Raw genomic sequence first — 13,219 nt, 5'->3', positions numbered from 1 at the left:
CGCGAATGGGAAGGAGCGTGGACACCGCGGCCACGCCGTGCCAACGCTGCGCGAAAGCGCGACAGCGGCTCAACGACCGGCCTGTCTTTCCCGCGAAGGCGGAAATCCAGCGTCGTCGAACGTCGCTGGGCTCCCGCATGCGCGGGGACGACGAGGTGCGTCAGCCGTCCAGGGCACGTTGCGGCGCCGATTCCAGTGTAGGCGACACGACACCGCTTGCCCGGGACGGTGGCGTGGTCTTGGCGGCGCCGCCGTCGCGCCTTGCCGGCTGCGGGTACGATGGCGGGATTGCCGACGCGCCAGAACGGAGAATCCGCATCGTGTCAGTCTCGCCTTCCCGCAATCCCGAGCTGGTCGACGGCGCGCTCGCCGGCAGCCAGGCCGGCCGTCCCGGCGCCTGGGCGGTCGCGCTCGGCGGCCTCGTTTCGCTGGCCGTCGCCATGGGCATCGGCCGCTTCGCCTTCACCCCATTGCTGCCGATGATGCTGCACGACGGCAGCGTGACGCTGCATCAGGGCGGCTGGATCGCGACCTGGAACTACATCGGCTATTTCGCCGGCGCGCTGGCCTGCCTGCTGATCCGCCCCGATGCGGCGCGCATGGTGCGCTGGGGGCTGGCCGCCACCGTCGCGCTGACGCTGGCGATGGCGCTGCCGCTGGGCATGCTGTCGTGGTCGCTGTGGCGGGCCGCGGCCGGCGTCGCCAGCGCGTTCGTGCTGGTCTATACCGCGGCCTGGTGCATGCAGCGGCTGGCCGAGGCGGGCAAGCCGGCGCTCGGCGGCCTGATCTTCTGCGGGCCGGGCATCGGCATCGTCGCCACCGGGGTATCGGCCTTCGGCATGGTCGGCATGAACTGGAGCGCGGCCTGGGGCTGGATCGCGTTCGGCGTGCTGGCGCTGCTGCTGGTGGCGGCCGTATGGCGCATCTTCCGGCCCGACGCGGCGCCCCGCACGGCCGCGGCGTCGGCCTCGGCCGCCGCCGCACCGGCGCGGATGGCGGCGATGTCGGGCGAGGCCTGGGCGCTGACCGTGGCCTACGGGCTGGCGGGCTTCGGCTACATCATCACCGCGACCTTCCTGCCGGTGATCGCGCGCGAGGCGATGCCCGGCTCGCTGTGGGCGGACCTGTTCTGGCCGCTGTTCGGCGCCGCGGTGGCGCTTGGCGCGCTGACGGCCGTGCGCATCGGCGTGCGGCACGACAACCGCGTGCTGCTGGCGCTGGCCTATGGCATGCAGGCGACGGGCGTCGCGATCGCGGCGGTATGGCCGACGCTGGCCGGCTTCGCGCTGAGCAGCCTGCTGGCCGGCCTGCCGTTCACCGCGCTGGTGCTGTTCGCCATGCACGAGGCGCGGCGGCTCGCCGGCGACCAGGCGCCGCGGCTGATCGGGCTGATGACGGCCGCCTACGGGCTCGGGCAGATCGTCGGGCCGCCGTTCGCGACCGCGCTGGTGGCCCGCACCGGCGGCTTTGCCGCGTCGTTGGCGGGGGCGGCGCTGGCGCTGCTGGTCGGCGCGCTGATCTATCTGTGGCTGCGCCGGGTCGCCCCGTTGCCGTCCGCCGCGGCGCCGCAGGCCTGAGCCGGTCACCTGAGCCGGCTGGGGCGGTCCACGGGCCCGCGCGCTTCGGCTACAGTATCGCCTTCGCCGCCATCGGCGGCCGGCTTCCGGGCCGGCATCGCCGAGCGCGCAAGGAGCCATCGATGTCCTTTGCCCTGCAACCCGCCCGCGCCACCGGCGCTTCCGCCAACGCTCCGGCCGCCATGTCGGACGCGGAGCGCCGCGTGCGCGTCGACCTGGCCGCGGCGTATCGGCTATGCGCGCTGGCCGGCTGGGACGACCTGATCTACACGCATATCTCGGCCACGGTGCCGGGCGAGCCGGACCACTTCCTGATCAATCCGTTCGGCCATGCCTTCGACGAGATCCGCGCGTCCGACCTGGTCAAGATCAACGGCCGCGGCGAGGTCGTCGGCGACAGCGCGCACCCGGTCAACGTGACCGGGTTTGCGCTGCACGCGGCGGTGCACGCCGCGCGTCCGGACGCGGTCTGCGTGATGCACCTGCACAATACCGCCGGCGTTGCCGTATCGGCCCAGGCCGACGGCTTGCTGCCGCTGTCGCAGCATGCGATGCGCTTCCATGGCCGGCTGGCCTATCACGACTACGAGGGCCTGGCCTTCACGCCGGCCGAGGGCGCGCGGCTGACCGCCTCGCTGGGCGGCCATCCCGCGATGCTGCTGCGCAACCACGGCACGCTGACGGTCGGCCGTACCGTGGCCGAGGCCTATGTGCTGATGGCCACGCTGATCAAGGCCTGCGAGATCCAGCTCGGCGCGCTGACCGCGACGCGCGTGGTGCTGCCCACGGTCGAGGTCGCGACGCGGACCTCGGCGCAGCTCGACGACGGCGGCGCCGTCGAGGGCGAGCTGGAATGGCCGTCGCTGCTGCGCAAACTCGATAAAATCGATCCTTCCTTTCGGGACTGAGGCCGCGACCGCCGCAGTCCGCGCACCATCCATCGATAACAACAGGAGCCATCCATGCCGACTTTCCACGTAGAGATGTTCGAGGGCCGCACCGTCGAGCAGAAGCGCAAGTTCGTCGAGGAAGTGACCCGCGTCACCTGCGAAACCCTCGGCTGCTCGGCCGGCGCGGTCGACATCATCATCACCGACGTCAAGCGCGAGAACTGGGCCACCGGCGGGGAGCTGTGGGCCGACAAGAAGTAACGCGCGCAATCCTCGGCATCATCGCCATCCTCGTTCCTTTCCCCGGGCATCCACGAACCGGCGCGTCGCGCCCCTGTACGGAACCGTCATGCAGCATTTCGCCTCGGACAATTACGCCGGCTTCTGCCCGGAATCGCTGAAGTACTTCCTCGAAGCCAACGGCAGCGGGCACGAGCAGGCCTACGGCGACGATTCGTGGACGCAGAAGGTCTGCGACCGGATCCGCGACCTGTTCCAGACCGACTGCGAAGTGTTCTTCGTGTTCAACGGCACGGCGGCCAATTCGCTGGCGCTGTCGGCGCTGTGCCAGTCGTATCACTCCGTGATCTGTCACGAGCTCGCGCACATCGAGACCGACGAGTGCGGCGGGCCGGAATTCTTCTCCAATGGCTCGAAGCTGCTGACCGCGCCGGGCGCCAACGGCAAGCTGACGTCGGACGCGGTCGAGGCGCTGGTCACGCGCCGCAACGACATCCACTATCCGAAGCCCAAGGTGGTGTCGCTGACGCAGTCGACCGAGGTCGGCACCGTCTATACGGTCGAGGAAGTGCGTGCGATCTCGGCGATCGCCAAGCGGCGCCAGCTGCGGGTCCATATGGACGGCGCGCGCTTTGCGAACGCGGTGGCGTCGCTCGGCGTGCATCCGTCCGAGATCACCTGGCGCGCCGGCGTCGACGTGCTGTGTTTCGGCGGCACCAAGAACGGCCTGCCGGTCGGCGAGGCGGTGGTGTTCTTCGACCGCAAGCTGGCCGAGGACTTCGCCTATCGCGTCAAGCAGGCCGGCCAGCTGGCCTCGAAGATGCGCTTCATTTCGGCGCCGTGGCTGGGTCTGCTGGAAAACGACGTGTGGCTGGCCAACGCGCGCCATGCCAATGCGATGGCGCAGCTGCTGCACGATCGCATCGCCAGCATTCCCGGCGTGCGCATCATGTTCCCGACCCAGGCCAATGCCGTGTTCGCCGAGCTGCCGCTGCCGGCGATCGAGGCGCTGCGCGCGCGCGGCTGGCGCTTCTATACGTTCATCGGCGCCGGCGGCTGCCGCTTCATGTGCTCGTGGGATCTGCAGCCCGAGACCGTCGAGGCGCTGGCGGCGGACATGCGCCAGGTCTGCGCCGCGTGATCGCGGTCTGACTCCGGCGCGCTGCGCCTTCTAACAGCATTGAGCAAACCGCAAACAGGAATCGAGCCATGCCCTCCTATCGCTACTGTCCCCATTGCGGCACGCCGCTGATGGCGCTGCCGATGTCCGGGCGCGAACGCATGGCCTGCGTGCAGGACGGCTGCCAGTTCGTCCAGTGGGACAACCCGCTGCCCGTGCTGGCCGCCGTGGTCGAGTACGAGGGCAAGCTGCTGCTGGCACGCAATGCCGCGTGGCCGCCGTCGATGTACGCGCTGGTCACCGGTTTTCTGGAGCGCGACGAAACGCCGGAGGCCGGCGTGGCGCGCGAGCTGAAGGAAGAGACCAATCTCGATGCGCAGTCGGTGTCGCTGATCGGCGTCTACGAATTCATGCGCAAGAACGAACTGATCATCGCCTATCACGTGCGCGCCACCGGCACCATCGCGCTGTCGGAGGAGCTGGCCGACTACAAGCTGGTGGCGCCGGAAAAGATGCGGATCTGGAGTGCCGGCACCGGCTTCGCGGTGGCCGACTGGCTGGCCGCGCGCGGCTATCCGGTGCGCTTCTTCGACCGCCAGACCGGCGAGGACATCCCCGACCCGCGCGAGGCCCTGCGGGCGGAGGGCACCGGCGCGACGCTACAATACCGGCCATGAAGCCTCACGGAAGGCTTGCCGACATCGCCCATACCAAGGAAGCAAGGAAGAGACCATGGAGTTCCAGAAGGAAGTGGACGCGCGCGGGCTGAACTGCCCGCTGCCGATTTTGCGGACCAAGAAGGCGCTGGCCGATATGGCGAGCGGCGAAGTGCTGAAGGTGCTGGCCACCGACCCGGGCGCGACCCGCGACTTCCAGGCCTTCGCCAAGCAGACCGGCAACGAGCTGCTGTCGCACCAGGAAGTCGACAAGGTGTTCGTGTTCTATATGAAGCGCCGGTAAGCCGTTCAGCGGTCCGCGCCGCAGACGACAAAGCCGCCCGAGGGCGGCTTTGTTTTTGGGTTGCAGCGCAGATCCGTTGCCCGTAGCGATCGTTAGCCGCGGCCGTCGTCGGCCGGCGGAAACGCCGCTCGCATCGCAGCGACGAAGACTTCTGCTTGCTGAACGATCTCGTTTGCGTCGGCGAGTTCGACAGAGTCGCTCCTGTAATCGGCTACCAAGCGAACTTCTTCCGCACGCTTCAGAAGCCGCCCCATCTCTTTCGGTATCGGCCCCTGTTTGATCAGATGGTTTCCGAATGCCTTGATCAGGCCGCTGTGCGTCTTGCCGATATCGGCTTTTACCGCTGCGCCTGAGGCAAGCAACGCGGCTCTCGCTGCGTCGAACATGGCGTAGTAGGCCCGATTACACGCACCATCCACATCGCCGAGATCCAACAGCGCACGGGCCGATGCGCAAGCGCGGTCCGCCTTCGCCATCAATGCCGCGGGCGTCAATTTACCGTTCACAGCCGGACACCCTCCGCGGCGATATTCCGGAGCAGGGCAGGATTGTCGTACGCCTCGGGGTGCTCCCACTCATCCAGCCAGACGGGTAACGGCGAAATATTGACCCCAGTTTCGAGCAGGACATCGAAGGCGACGTCCGCCATCGCCAGTTTGGTTGGCAGAAATCGCTGATGTTCGCCGGCGAGAAGAACGGCTACATCGGCATCGCTGTCCGGGCGGTGCGTGCCACGTGCGCGGCTGCCGAACACGATGGCGCCCGCGGTCGGATAACGGCGGGATATCAGGCGCAGGAAGTGCCGGACGGCGGCTTCGGTGTCATGGTCGAGGCGATTCACGAGGGGCTCCCACGGCAAGTACTGCTCGCATACCGCAGCCATGATAGTGCAATGCCATCCGCTGGACCATATGGCCCATGGGTGGGGCGACAGCATGCGCTGCCGCCCTTGCGCGTCCCTTGTGCCACGGCGGCCGGGACAACGCTGACTTGCGATTCGTTCAGATCCGCTCGCGCAGATAGCTGCCGAACTCGTCGCGGACTTCGGGATGCTTCAGCGCGAATTCGACCATCGCCTTCAGATAGCCGAGCTTGCTGCCGCAGTCGTAGCGCACGCCCTGGTAGCGGTAGGCCAGCACCTGCTCCTGGCCCAGCAGCGACTGGATCGCGTCGGTCAGCTGGAACTCGCCGCCGGCGCCGGGCTTCAGGTTGCGGATATGTTCGAAGATGCGCGGGGTCAGGATGTAGCGGCCGACCACGCCCAGGTTCGACGGTGCCACTTCCGGGTCCGGCTTCTCGACGATGCCGGCGACCTTGATCACGCCTTCGTCCCACTCGCGGCCATCGACCACGCCGTAAGATTTACTCTGCTCGGGTGCAATTTCTTCCACACCCAGGATGGAGCAGTTGTAATGATTGTAGAGGTCGACCATCTGCTTCATCACCGGCGGCTGGCCGTCGAGCAGGTCATCGGCCAGCATCACGGCGAACGGCGTGTCGCCGACCAGCTTCTCGGCGCACAGCACCGCATGGCCCAGCCCGAGCGCTTCGGGCTGGCGCACATAGAAGCATTCCACATGCGACGGCTTGATCGAGCGGACGACTTCGAGCAGCGCCTGCTTGTTCTTCGCCTCCAGCTCGACCTCGAGCTCGTAGGCCTTGTCGAAATGGTCCTCGATCGCACGCTTGGAGCGGCCGGTCACGAAGATCATCTCCGTGATGCCGGCAGCCATCGCCTCTTCGACCGCATACTGGATCAGCGGCTTGTCCACCACGGGCAGCATTTCCTTGGGGCTCGCCTTGGTAGCGGGCAGGAAACGGGTGCCGAGCCCGGCTACCGGGAATACGGCCTTGGTGACGCGGGTTTCCATAAAAGAGGCTCCTTCTCAGTTTTGATGTCGTCAGCCTTGCGTCAAAGCAAGGCGCATGCCCTGAACCACGCTGCCGGCCTCGAGGCCGGCCCGGACACCGACATCGAGATCGCCGCCGACGCCGTCACCGACGCCGGCGGCCGACCTCATGCCGGCAGCCGTTGCAACTGGTCCTGCAGCTTGGCCAGCGTCTGCTCGAAATCGGCCAGCCGCTGGTTTTCCTGTTCGACCACCGCGGCCGGCGCCTTGGCCACGAAGCTCTCGTTGGCCAGCTTGCCGCGGGCCTTGGCGATCTCGCCGCCGATGCGCTGGATCTCCTTGCCCAGACGCACGCGTTCGGCGGCGACGTCGATCTCGATCTTCAGCAGCAGATGGCTGCCGCCGACGATGGCGACCGGGGCACCGGCGCCTTCGGCCATCAGGGTCTGCTCGTCTTCGAAGACGCGGACCTCGGAAAGTTTCGCCAGCGCCTGGATATAGTCCTTCGCCGCGTGCAGGAACGTGTTGTCGCCGTGCGCGTACAGCGGGATCCGCTGCGCCGGCGAGATGTTCATTTCGCCGCGCAGGTTGCGGCAGGCATCGACCATCGCCTTGAGCTGCGCGACCCAGGCCTCGGCCGTTTCGTCGATCTTCGCGGCGGCCGCCAGCGGGTAGGGCTGCAGCGCGATCGACTCGCTGCCGTCGCCCTTGCCGCGGCCGGCCAGCGGGCCGACCTTCTGCCACAGCTCTTCGGTGATGAACGGGATGATCGGATGCGCGAGACGCAGCACGGTCTCGAGCACGCGCAGCAGCGTGCGGCGCGTGGCGCGCTGCTGCGCCGGCGTGCCGTTCTGGATCTGCACCTTGGCCAGCTCCAGGTACCAGTCGCAATACTCGTCCCAGACGAACTTGTAGATCGCGTTGGCGATATTGTCGAAGCGGTATTCGGCGAAGCCCTTGTCGACCTCGGCCTCGACCCGCTGCAGCAGCGACACGATCCAGCGGTCGGCCTGCGAGAAGTCGAGATAGCCGTCCGGGCCGCAGTCCTGGTTGCACGGCCCCATGCCGCAGTCGTGCCCCTCGGTGTTCATCAGCACGAAGCGGGTCGCGTTCCACAGCTTGTTGCAGAAGTTGCGGTAGCCCTCGCAGCGGCCGGTGTCGAAGTTGATGTTGCGGCCGAGCGTGGCCAGCGAGGCGAAGGTGAAGCGCAGCGCGTCGGCGCCGAAGGCCGGAATGCCGTTGGGGAATTCCTTCTTCGTCTTGGCTTCGATCTTCGGCGCATCCTTGGGCCGGCGCAGGCCGGTGGTGCGCTTCTTCAGCAGTTCGGGCAGCTCGATGCCGTCGATCAGGTCGACCGGATCGAGCGTGTTGCCCTCGGACTTGCTCATCTTCTTGCCTTCGAAGTCGCGCACCAGGCCGTGCACGTACACGTCCTTGAACGGGACCTGGCCGGTGAAGTGCTTGGTCATCATGACCATGCGCGCGACCCAGAAGAAGATGATGTCGTAGCCAGTGACCAGCACCGACGACGGCAGGAAGTGCTGCAGCTCGGGCGTCTGCTCGGGCCAGCCCAGCGAGGAGAACGGCACCAGCGCCGACGAGAACCAGGTGTCCAGCACGTCCTCGTCGCGGCGCAGCGTTCCTTCGAAGCCGGCCGCCCGCGCCTGCGCGCGCGCTTCCTCTTCGGTGCGCGCGACGTAGCAGTTGCCGGCTTCGTCGTACCAGGCCGGGATCTGGTGGCCCCACCACAGCTGGCGCGAGATGCACCAGTCCTGGATATTGGCCAGCCACTGGTTGTAGGTACTGACCCAGTTTTCGGGGATCAGCCGGATCTCGCCGCTCTGCACGGCATCGAGCGCGACCTCGGCGATCGAGCGGCCGGGGTAGAAGGTGCCCTCGGGCGCCGGCTTGCTCATCGCGACGAACCACTGGTCGGTCAGCATCGGCTCGATCACGCTGCCGGTGCGCTCGCTCCTGGGCGTCATCAGCCTGTGCTTCTTGACCTCGACCAGCAGGCCCTGCGCGTCGAGGTCGGCGACGATGCGGCGGCGCGCCTCGTAGCGGTCCAGGCCCACGTACTGCGCCGGCGCGTTGTCGGCGATCTTCGCGTCCAGCGTCAGCACCGAGATCTGCGGCAGGTTGTGGCGCAGGCCGACCGCATAGTCGTTGAAGTCATGACCCGGCGTGACCTTGACCACGCCGGTACCGAATTCGCGGTCGACGTAGTCGTCGGCGATCACCGGGATCTCGCGATCGGTCAGCGGCAGCTTCGCCATCTTGCCGATCAGGTGCGCGTAGCGCTCGTCCTCGGGATGGACCATCAGCGCGACGTCGCCCAGCATCGTTTCCGGACGCGTGGTGGCCACCGTCAGATGGTTCAGGCCGGTGCGCGTGTCGGGCTCGACCAGCGGATAGCGGATATGCCAGAGCGAGCCTTCCTCCTCGACGCTCTCGACCTCCAGGTCCGATACGGCGGTGCCCAGCACCGGGTCCCAGTTGACCAGCCGCTTGCCCCGGTAGATCAGCCCCTGCTCGTGCAGCCGGACGAAGACCTCGGTGACCACGCGCGACATCTTCGGGTCCATCGTGAAATATTCGCGGCTCCAGTCGATCGACGCGCCCATGCGCCGCACCTGCCGCGTGATGGTCGATCCCGATTCCTCTTTCCAGGCCCACACCTTCTGCACGAAGGCCTCGCGGCCGAGGTCGTGCCGCGAGACGCCTTGCGCGTCGAGCTGGCGCTCGACCACGATCTGCGTCGCGATGCCGGCGTGGTCGGTGCCGGGTACCCACAGCGTGTTGGCGCCCCGCATGCGCGCGTGGCGGGCCAGGCCGTCCATGATGGTCTGGTTGAACGCGTGTCCCATGTGCAGCGTGCCGGTGACGTTGGGCGGCGGCAGCTGGATGGCGAAATCGGGCCGGTCCGGGTCGAGGGTGGGCTTGGCGATGCCCCGTTTTTCCCACTCGGGGCCCCATTTGGCCTCGATGGCGGCGGGTTCGAAGCTCTTGGCTAGGGACTGGTCTTGGGCGGTCATGCTGGGATGTCGATCGATGCGTGAAGGCCGAGCGAGCCGGTGCGGCTCTCGCGGTCTGGTGCGCGCCTGGCGGGCGCGGCCAAAGGGAGACAAGCCCTAAATTATAGGGGAGCCCGCTCGGTGACGCCCAAAATGCCCATGCGGGGCGCGCCTGCCCGCCGCGCGCCGCCTCATATCCACCGCAGGACGAACCGCAGTATCGCCGCTTCGACACCGCCGATGCGTTCGCTAGAGCACGGTCGCGGCACGCCGCGGGCCCTATCGTCTGCGTTGGGGGCTCGGGCAGGGGACGCCGCATGGCGGTCCGGGCGGGTTGCCGGGGCGCGGGCGGGCCCGGCGGTGCAGTCGGCCGACGGCCGGGTCGTGGACATGAGCCAGAACGAAAACGAACACAATCAGGGAGGCGCCGCCGGCCACAGCCTGGCGCCGCTGCTGCTGCGCCTGCGCCGGGCTCCGGTGCGGGCGCGCGGCCGGGTCACCTTCGAACGCATTCTCGATACCACCGCGTCGCTGCTGGACGAAGTCGGCGTCGAGCGGATCACCACCAATCTGATCGCCAGCCGCGCGGGCATCAATATCGCCACGCTGTACAAGTACTTTCCGAACAAGCTGTCGGTCATCAACGCGCTGTTCGAGCACCAGATGCGCCAACGCGCGGCCGATTCGCTGTCGGTGCTGCCGTCGGCGGGGACGGTGGGGGACTGGCGCGCGGTGGTCGATGCGGTGTTCGACCAGGTGCGCAGCGCGCGCAGCCGCCAGCCGGGCAGCATCGCGCTGCGCCGGGCGATGCAGTCGTCGCCGGAGCTGCGCCGCATCCACGATGCCACCAGCCGCGAGGTCGCCGAACTGCTGGCGCGCTGGCTGATGCAGAACCAGCAGGTCGCCGAGGACGACGCGCGGCTGACCGCGCGTTGCGCCATCGAGGTGCTGACCGCGCTGATGGATCTGGGCGAGGGCGAGGACGAGGCCGTGCGCGAGCGCATCCACGCCGAGGCCCGGCGCCTGCTGAAGGCCTGCCTGGCGCCGTGCTTCGAGCCGCGCGGGCGCGACGGCGCGGCGGTGCCATAGGGCGCGGGGCAGGGCCGCGGCCCGGCGCGACGGGCAGCGGTGGCGGGGGCCGGAGAGGGGCGCGCCGTTATAATGGCCCGATTCCTCAAGGCCCCTCCCGATGTCCGACCTGCTTGCCAATCTGAACGCCGAACAACTTGCCGCCGTCACGCTGCCGGACGAACCGGCGCTGATCCTGGCGGGCGCGGGCAGCGGCAAGACGCGGGTGCTGACCACGCGGATCGCGTGGCTGATCCAGAACGGCCGGGTGTCGCCGGCGGGCATCCTCGCGGTGACCTTCACCAACAAGGCCGCCAAGGAGATGCAGACGCGGCTGTCGTCGATGCTGCCGATCAATACGCGCGGCATGTGGATCGGCACCTTCCACGGGCTGTGCAACCGCATGCTGCGCGCGCATTTCCGCGATGCCGGCCTGCCGCAGACCTTCTCGATCCTCGACAGCCAGGACCAGCTGTCCGCGCTCAAGCGCCTGCTGAAGTCGCTGAACGTAGACGACGAGAAGTACCCGGCCAAGAACCTGCAGTACTTCATCAACAGCGCGAAGGAGCAGGGCCTGCGCGCGGCCGACGTCGAGGCCAACGACGACTTCAACCGCCGTTTCGTCGATCTGTATGCGGCCTACGACGAGCAGTGCCAGCGCGAGGGCGTGGTCGATTTCGCCGAGCTGCTGCTGCGCTGCTACGAGCTGCTGCGCTACAACGACGCGATCCGCCAGCACTATCAGCACCGCTTCCGCCATGTGCTGGTCGACGAGTTCCAGGACACCAACGTGCTGCAGTACCAGTGGCTCAAGCTGCTGGCGGGCTTCGGCACCGGCAATGCGGCGGCGGTGTTCGCGGTCGGCGACGACGACCAGAGCATCTACGCGTTCCGCGGCGCCAATGTCGGCAACATGCGCGACTTCGAGCATGAATTCCGCGTGCGCCATCTGATCAAGCTGGAGCAGAACTACCGCTCGCACGGCCATATCCTGGACTCGGCCAACCACCTGATTGCCCACAACGCGCGCCGGCTCGGCAAGAACCTGCGCACCGACGCGGGCCACGGCGAGCCGGTGCGGGTGTTCCAGGCCGGCACCGACGGGCAGGAGGCCAGCTGGCTGGTCGAGGAGATCCGCGACCAGATCGCGCAGGGGGCCAGCCGCGCGGAAATCGCGATCCTGTATCGCAGCAACGCGCAGTCGCGGGTGATCGAGCACGCGCTGTTCTCCTCCGGCATTCCGTACCGCGTCTATGGCGGGCTGCGCTTCTTCGAACGGGCCGAGGTCAAGCACGCGCTGGCCTATCTGCAGCTGCTGGAGAATCCGCGCAACGACGCCGCCTTCGCCCGCGTGGTCAACTTCCCCGCCCGCGGCATCGGCGCGCGTTCGATCGAGTCGCTGCAGGACGCCGCGCGGCAGTACAACTGCGCGCTGTCGGAGGCGGTCGCCTATGTCGACGGCGCGGCCGGCGGCAAGCTGGCGTCGTTCGTGCGGCTGATCGACCAGATGCGCTTCGAGACCCGGCAGATGACGCTGGCCGAGACGGTCGAATACGTGATCAATACCAGCGGGCTGATCACGCATTACCAGGCCGAGAAGGAAGGCCAGGACCGCATCGAGAACCTGCGCGAACTGGTGACCGCGGCGCAGGCCTTCGTGGTCGAGGAGGGCTACGGCCTCGACGCGCCGGCCAGTGCGATCCCGGTCAGCCGCCGGCAGAGCCTCGATCGTCCGCTGCCCGCGCTGGCCGAGGGCGACCAGGAGCAGCAGGTGCTGGACCCCGAGGCGCTGCCCGAGGTGATGACGCCGCTGGTCGCCTTCCTGACCCACGCGTCGCTGGAGGCCGGCGACAACCAGGCCCAGGCCGGGCAGGACGCGGTGCAGATGATGACCGTGCACGCGGCCAAGGGGCTCGAATTCAATGTGGTGTTCATCACCGGCCTGGAGGAAGGGCTGTTCCCGCACGAGAACAGCATGCTCGACGCCGATGGCCTCGAGGAAGAGCGCCGGCTGATGTATGTGGCGATCACGCGGGCGCGCGAGCGGCTGTACCTGTCGTTCGCGCAGAGCCGCGTGCTGCATGGGCAGGTGCGCTACCACATCCGTTCGCGCTTCTTCGACGAGCTGCCCGAGGGCGCGCTGAAGTGGTTGACGCCGCCGGCGCAGAGCTACGGCGCGCAGCGGCGCCAGTCATCCGAAAGCGCGTGGGGGCGCGACTGGTACAAGCGGGCCGAGGACGTGCCCTATACCGGCAGCCGCGCGACCGGCGGCATGGATACCGGCAACGGCTACGCCGACCAGAAGCGGCAGGCCGAATCGGGCTGGCGCATCGGCCAGCAGGTCTTCCACAACAAGTTCGGCGAGGGCGTGATCAAGGCGCTGGAAGGCGAGGGCGCCGACGCGCGCGCCAATATCGAGTTCAAGCGCCACGGCGCCAAATGGCTGGCGCTGTCGGTGGCGAAGCTGGACGCGATCGATTGAGCGTGGAGGGGGGGCGAG

At 68.1% G+C, this 13,219-nt stretch carries 12 protein-coding genes; 8 read left to right on the top strand and 4 right to left on the bottom strand.

Annotation, left to right across the window (positions count from 1 at the left end; translation table 11 throughout):
* The first annotated feature begins 350 nt into the window (after positions 1-350).
* The 6 genes from FOB47_RS20515 (at position 351) to FOB47_RS20490 (ending at position 4,787) form a co-directional block, all read left to right on the top strand.
* Complete coding sequence (locus FOB47_RS20515; RefSeq protein ID WP_244959486.1) at positions 351-1,577, top strand: YbfB/YjiJ family MFS transporter; 1,227 nt, start codon at positions 351-353, stop codon at positions 1,575-1,577.
* A 122-nt stretch (positions 1,578-1,699) separates the two neighbouring features.
* Positions 1,700-2,485 (top strand): class II aldolase/adducin family protein, encoded by a 786-nt coding sequence (locus tag FOB47_RS20510; RefSeq protein WP_174781965.1) that lies wholly within the window; start codon positions 1,700-1,702, stop codon positions 2,483-2,485.
* 54 nt (positions 2,486-2,539) lie between these two features.
* Positions 2,540-2,728: a 4-oxalocrotonate tautomerase gene (locus FOB47_RS20505; RefSeq protein ID WP_006578927.1), complete on the top strand. Its 189-nt coding sequence runs from the start codon at positions 2,540-2,542 to the stop codon at positions 2,726-2,728.
* A gap of 88 nt (positions 2,729-2,816) precedes the next feature.
* Complete coding sequence (locus tag FOB47_RS20500; protein ID WP_174781964.1) at positions 2,817-3,848, top strand: threonine aldolase family protein; 1,032 nt, start codon at positions 2,817-2,819, stop codon at positions 3,846-3,848.
* Between the two features lie 68 nt (positions 3,849-3,916).
* Positions 3,917-4,504: an NUDIX domain-containing protein gene (locus FOB47_RS20495; RefSeq protein ID WP_174781963.1), complete on the top strand. Its 588-nt coding sequence runs from the start codon at positions 3,917-3,919 to the stop codon at positions 4,502-4,504.
* Positions 4,505-4,559: 55 nt separating this feature from the next.
* Positions 4,560-4,787, top strand: a complete 228-nt coding sequence (locus FOB47_RS20490) for a sulfurtransferase TusA family protein (protein WP_006578930.1) — start codon at positions 4,560-4,562, stop codon at positions 4,785-4,787.
* A 92-nt stretch (positions 4,788-4,879) separates the two neighbouring features.
* Here FOB47_RS20490 and FOB47_RS20485 read toward each other — a convergent pair whose 3' ends face one another.
* The 4 genes from FOB47_RS20485 to FOB47_RS20470 form a co-directional block, all read right to left on the bottom strand.
* On the bottom strand, positions 4,880-5,293 hold the full coding sequence (locus FOB47_RS20485) for a HEPN domain-containing protein (protein ID WP_244959347.1): 414 nt from the start codon (positions 5,291-5,293) through the stop codon (positions 4,880-4,882).
* Positions 5,290-5,628, bottom strand: a complete 339-nt coding sequence (locus FOB47_RS20480; RefSeq protein ID WP_174781962.1) for a nucleotidyltransferase domain-containing protein — start codon at positions 5,626-5,628, stop codon at positions 5,290-5,292. Before FOB47_RS20480 ends, FOB47_RS20485 begins: the two co-directional genes overlap by 4 nt.
* A gap of 160 nt (positions 5,629-5,788) precedes the next feature.
* On the bottom strand, positions 5,789-6,658 hold the full coding sequence (galU, locus tag FOB47_RS20475) for a UTP--glucose-1-phosphate uridylyltransferase GalU (RefSeq protein WP_006578933.1): 870 nt from the start codon (positions 6,656-6,658) through the stop codon (positions 5,789-5,791).
* A gap of 146 nt (positions 6,659-6,804) precedes the next feature.
* Positions 6,805-9,672, bottom strand: a complete 2,868-nt coding sequence (locus FOB47_RS20470; RefSeq protein ID WP_174781961.1) for a valine--tRNA ligase — start codon at positions 9,670-9,672, stop codon at positions 6,805-6,807.
* Between the two features lie 369 nt (positions 9,673-10,041).
* Here FOB47_RS20470 and FOB47_RS20465 point away from each other — a divergent pair, with 369 nt between their 5' ends.
* Together FOB47_RS20465 and FOB47_RS20460 are read left to right on the top strand one after the other, a co-directional pair.
* Positions 10,042-10,740, top strand: a complete 699-nt coding sequence (locus FOB47_RS20465) for a TetR/AcrR family transcriptional regulator (protein WP_174781960.1) — start codon at positions 10,042-10,044, stop codon at positions 10,738-10,740.
* A gap of 100 nt (positions 10,741-10,840) precedes the next feature.
* Positions 10,841-13,201: a UvrD-helicase domain-containing protein gene (locus FOB47_RS20460; RefSeq protein WP_174781959.1), complete on the top strand. Its 2,361-nt coding sequence runs from the start codon at positions 10,841-10,843 to the stop codon at positions 13,199-13,201.
* Positions 13,202-13,219: the final 18 nt, after the last annotated feature.

The organism is Cupriavidus gilardii (assembly GCF_013347325.1).
Lineage (GTDB): Bacteria > Pseudomonadota > Gammaproteobacteria > Burkholderiales > Burkholderiaceae > Cupriavidus > Cupriavidus gilardii.
Note: the sequence above shows the minus strand (reverse complement) of the source record. Positions and strands in the feature narration are given on the sequence as shown.

Coding starts and splice junctions, on each gene's coding strand:
- FOB47_RS20510 (WP_174781965.1), top strand. CDS start 1,700: ATGTCCTTTGCCCTGCAACCCGCCCGCGCCACCGGCGCTTCCGCCAAC.
- FOB47_RS20505 (WP_006578927.1), top strand. CDS start 2,540: ATGCCGACTTTCCACGTAGAGATGTTCGAGGGCCGCACCGTCGAGCAG.
- FOB47_RS20500 (WP_174781964.1), top strand. CDS start 2,817: ATGCAGCATTTCGCCTCGGACAATTACGCCGGCTTCTGCCCGGAATCG.
- FOB47_RS20495 (WP_174781963.1), top strand. CDS start 3,917: ATGCCCTCCTATCGCTACTGTCCCCATTGCGGCACGCCGCTGATGGCG.
- FOB47_RS20490 (WP_006578930.1), top strand. CDS start 4,560: ATGGAGTTCCAGAAGGAAGTGGACGCGCGCGGGCTGAACTGCCCGCTG.
- galU (WP_006578933.1), bottom strand. CDS start 6,658: ATGGAAACCCGCGTCACCAAGGCCGTATTCCCGGTAGCCGGGCTCGGC.
- FOB47_RS20470 (WP_174781961.1), bottom strand. CDS start 9,672: ATGACCGCCCAAGACCAGTCCCTAGCCAAGAGCTTCGAACCCGCCGCC.
- FOB47_RS20465 (WP_174781960.1), top strand. CDS start 10,042: ATGAGCCAGAACGAAAACGAACACAATCAGGGAGGCGCCGCCGGCCAC.
- FOB47_RS20460 (WP_174781959.1), top strand. CDS start 10,841: ATGTCCGACCTGCTTGCCAATCTGAACGCCGAACAACTTGCCGCCGTC.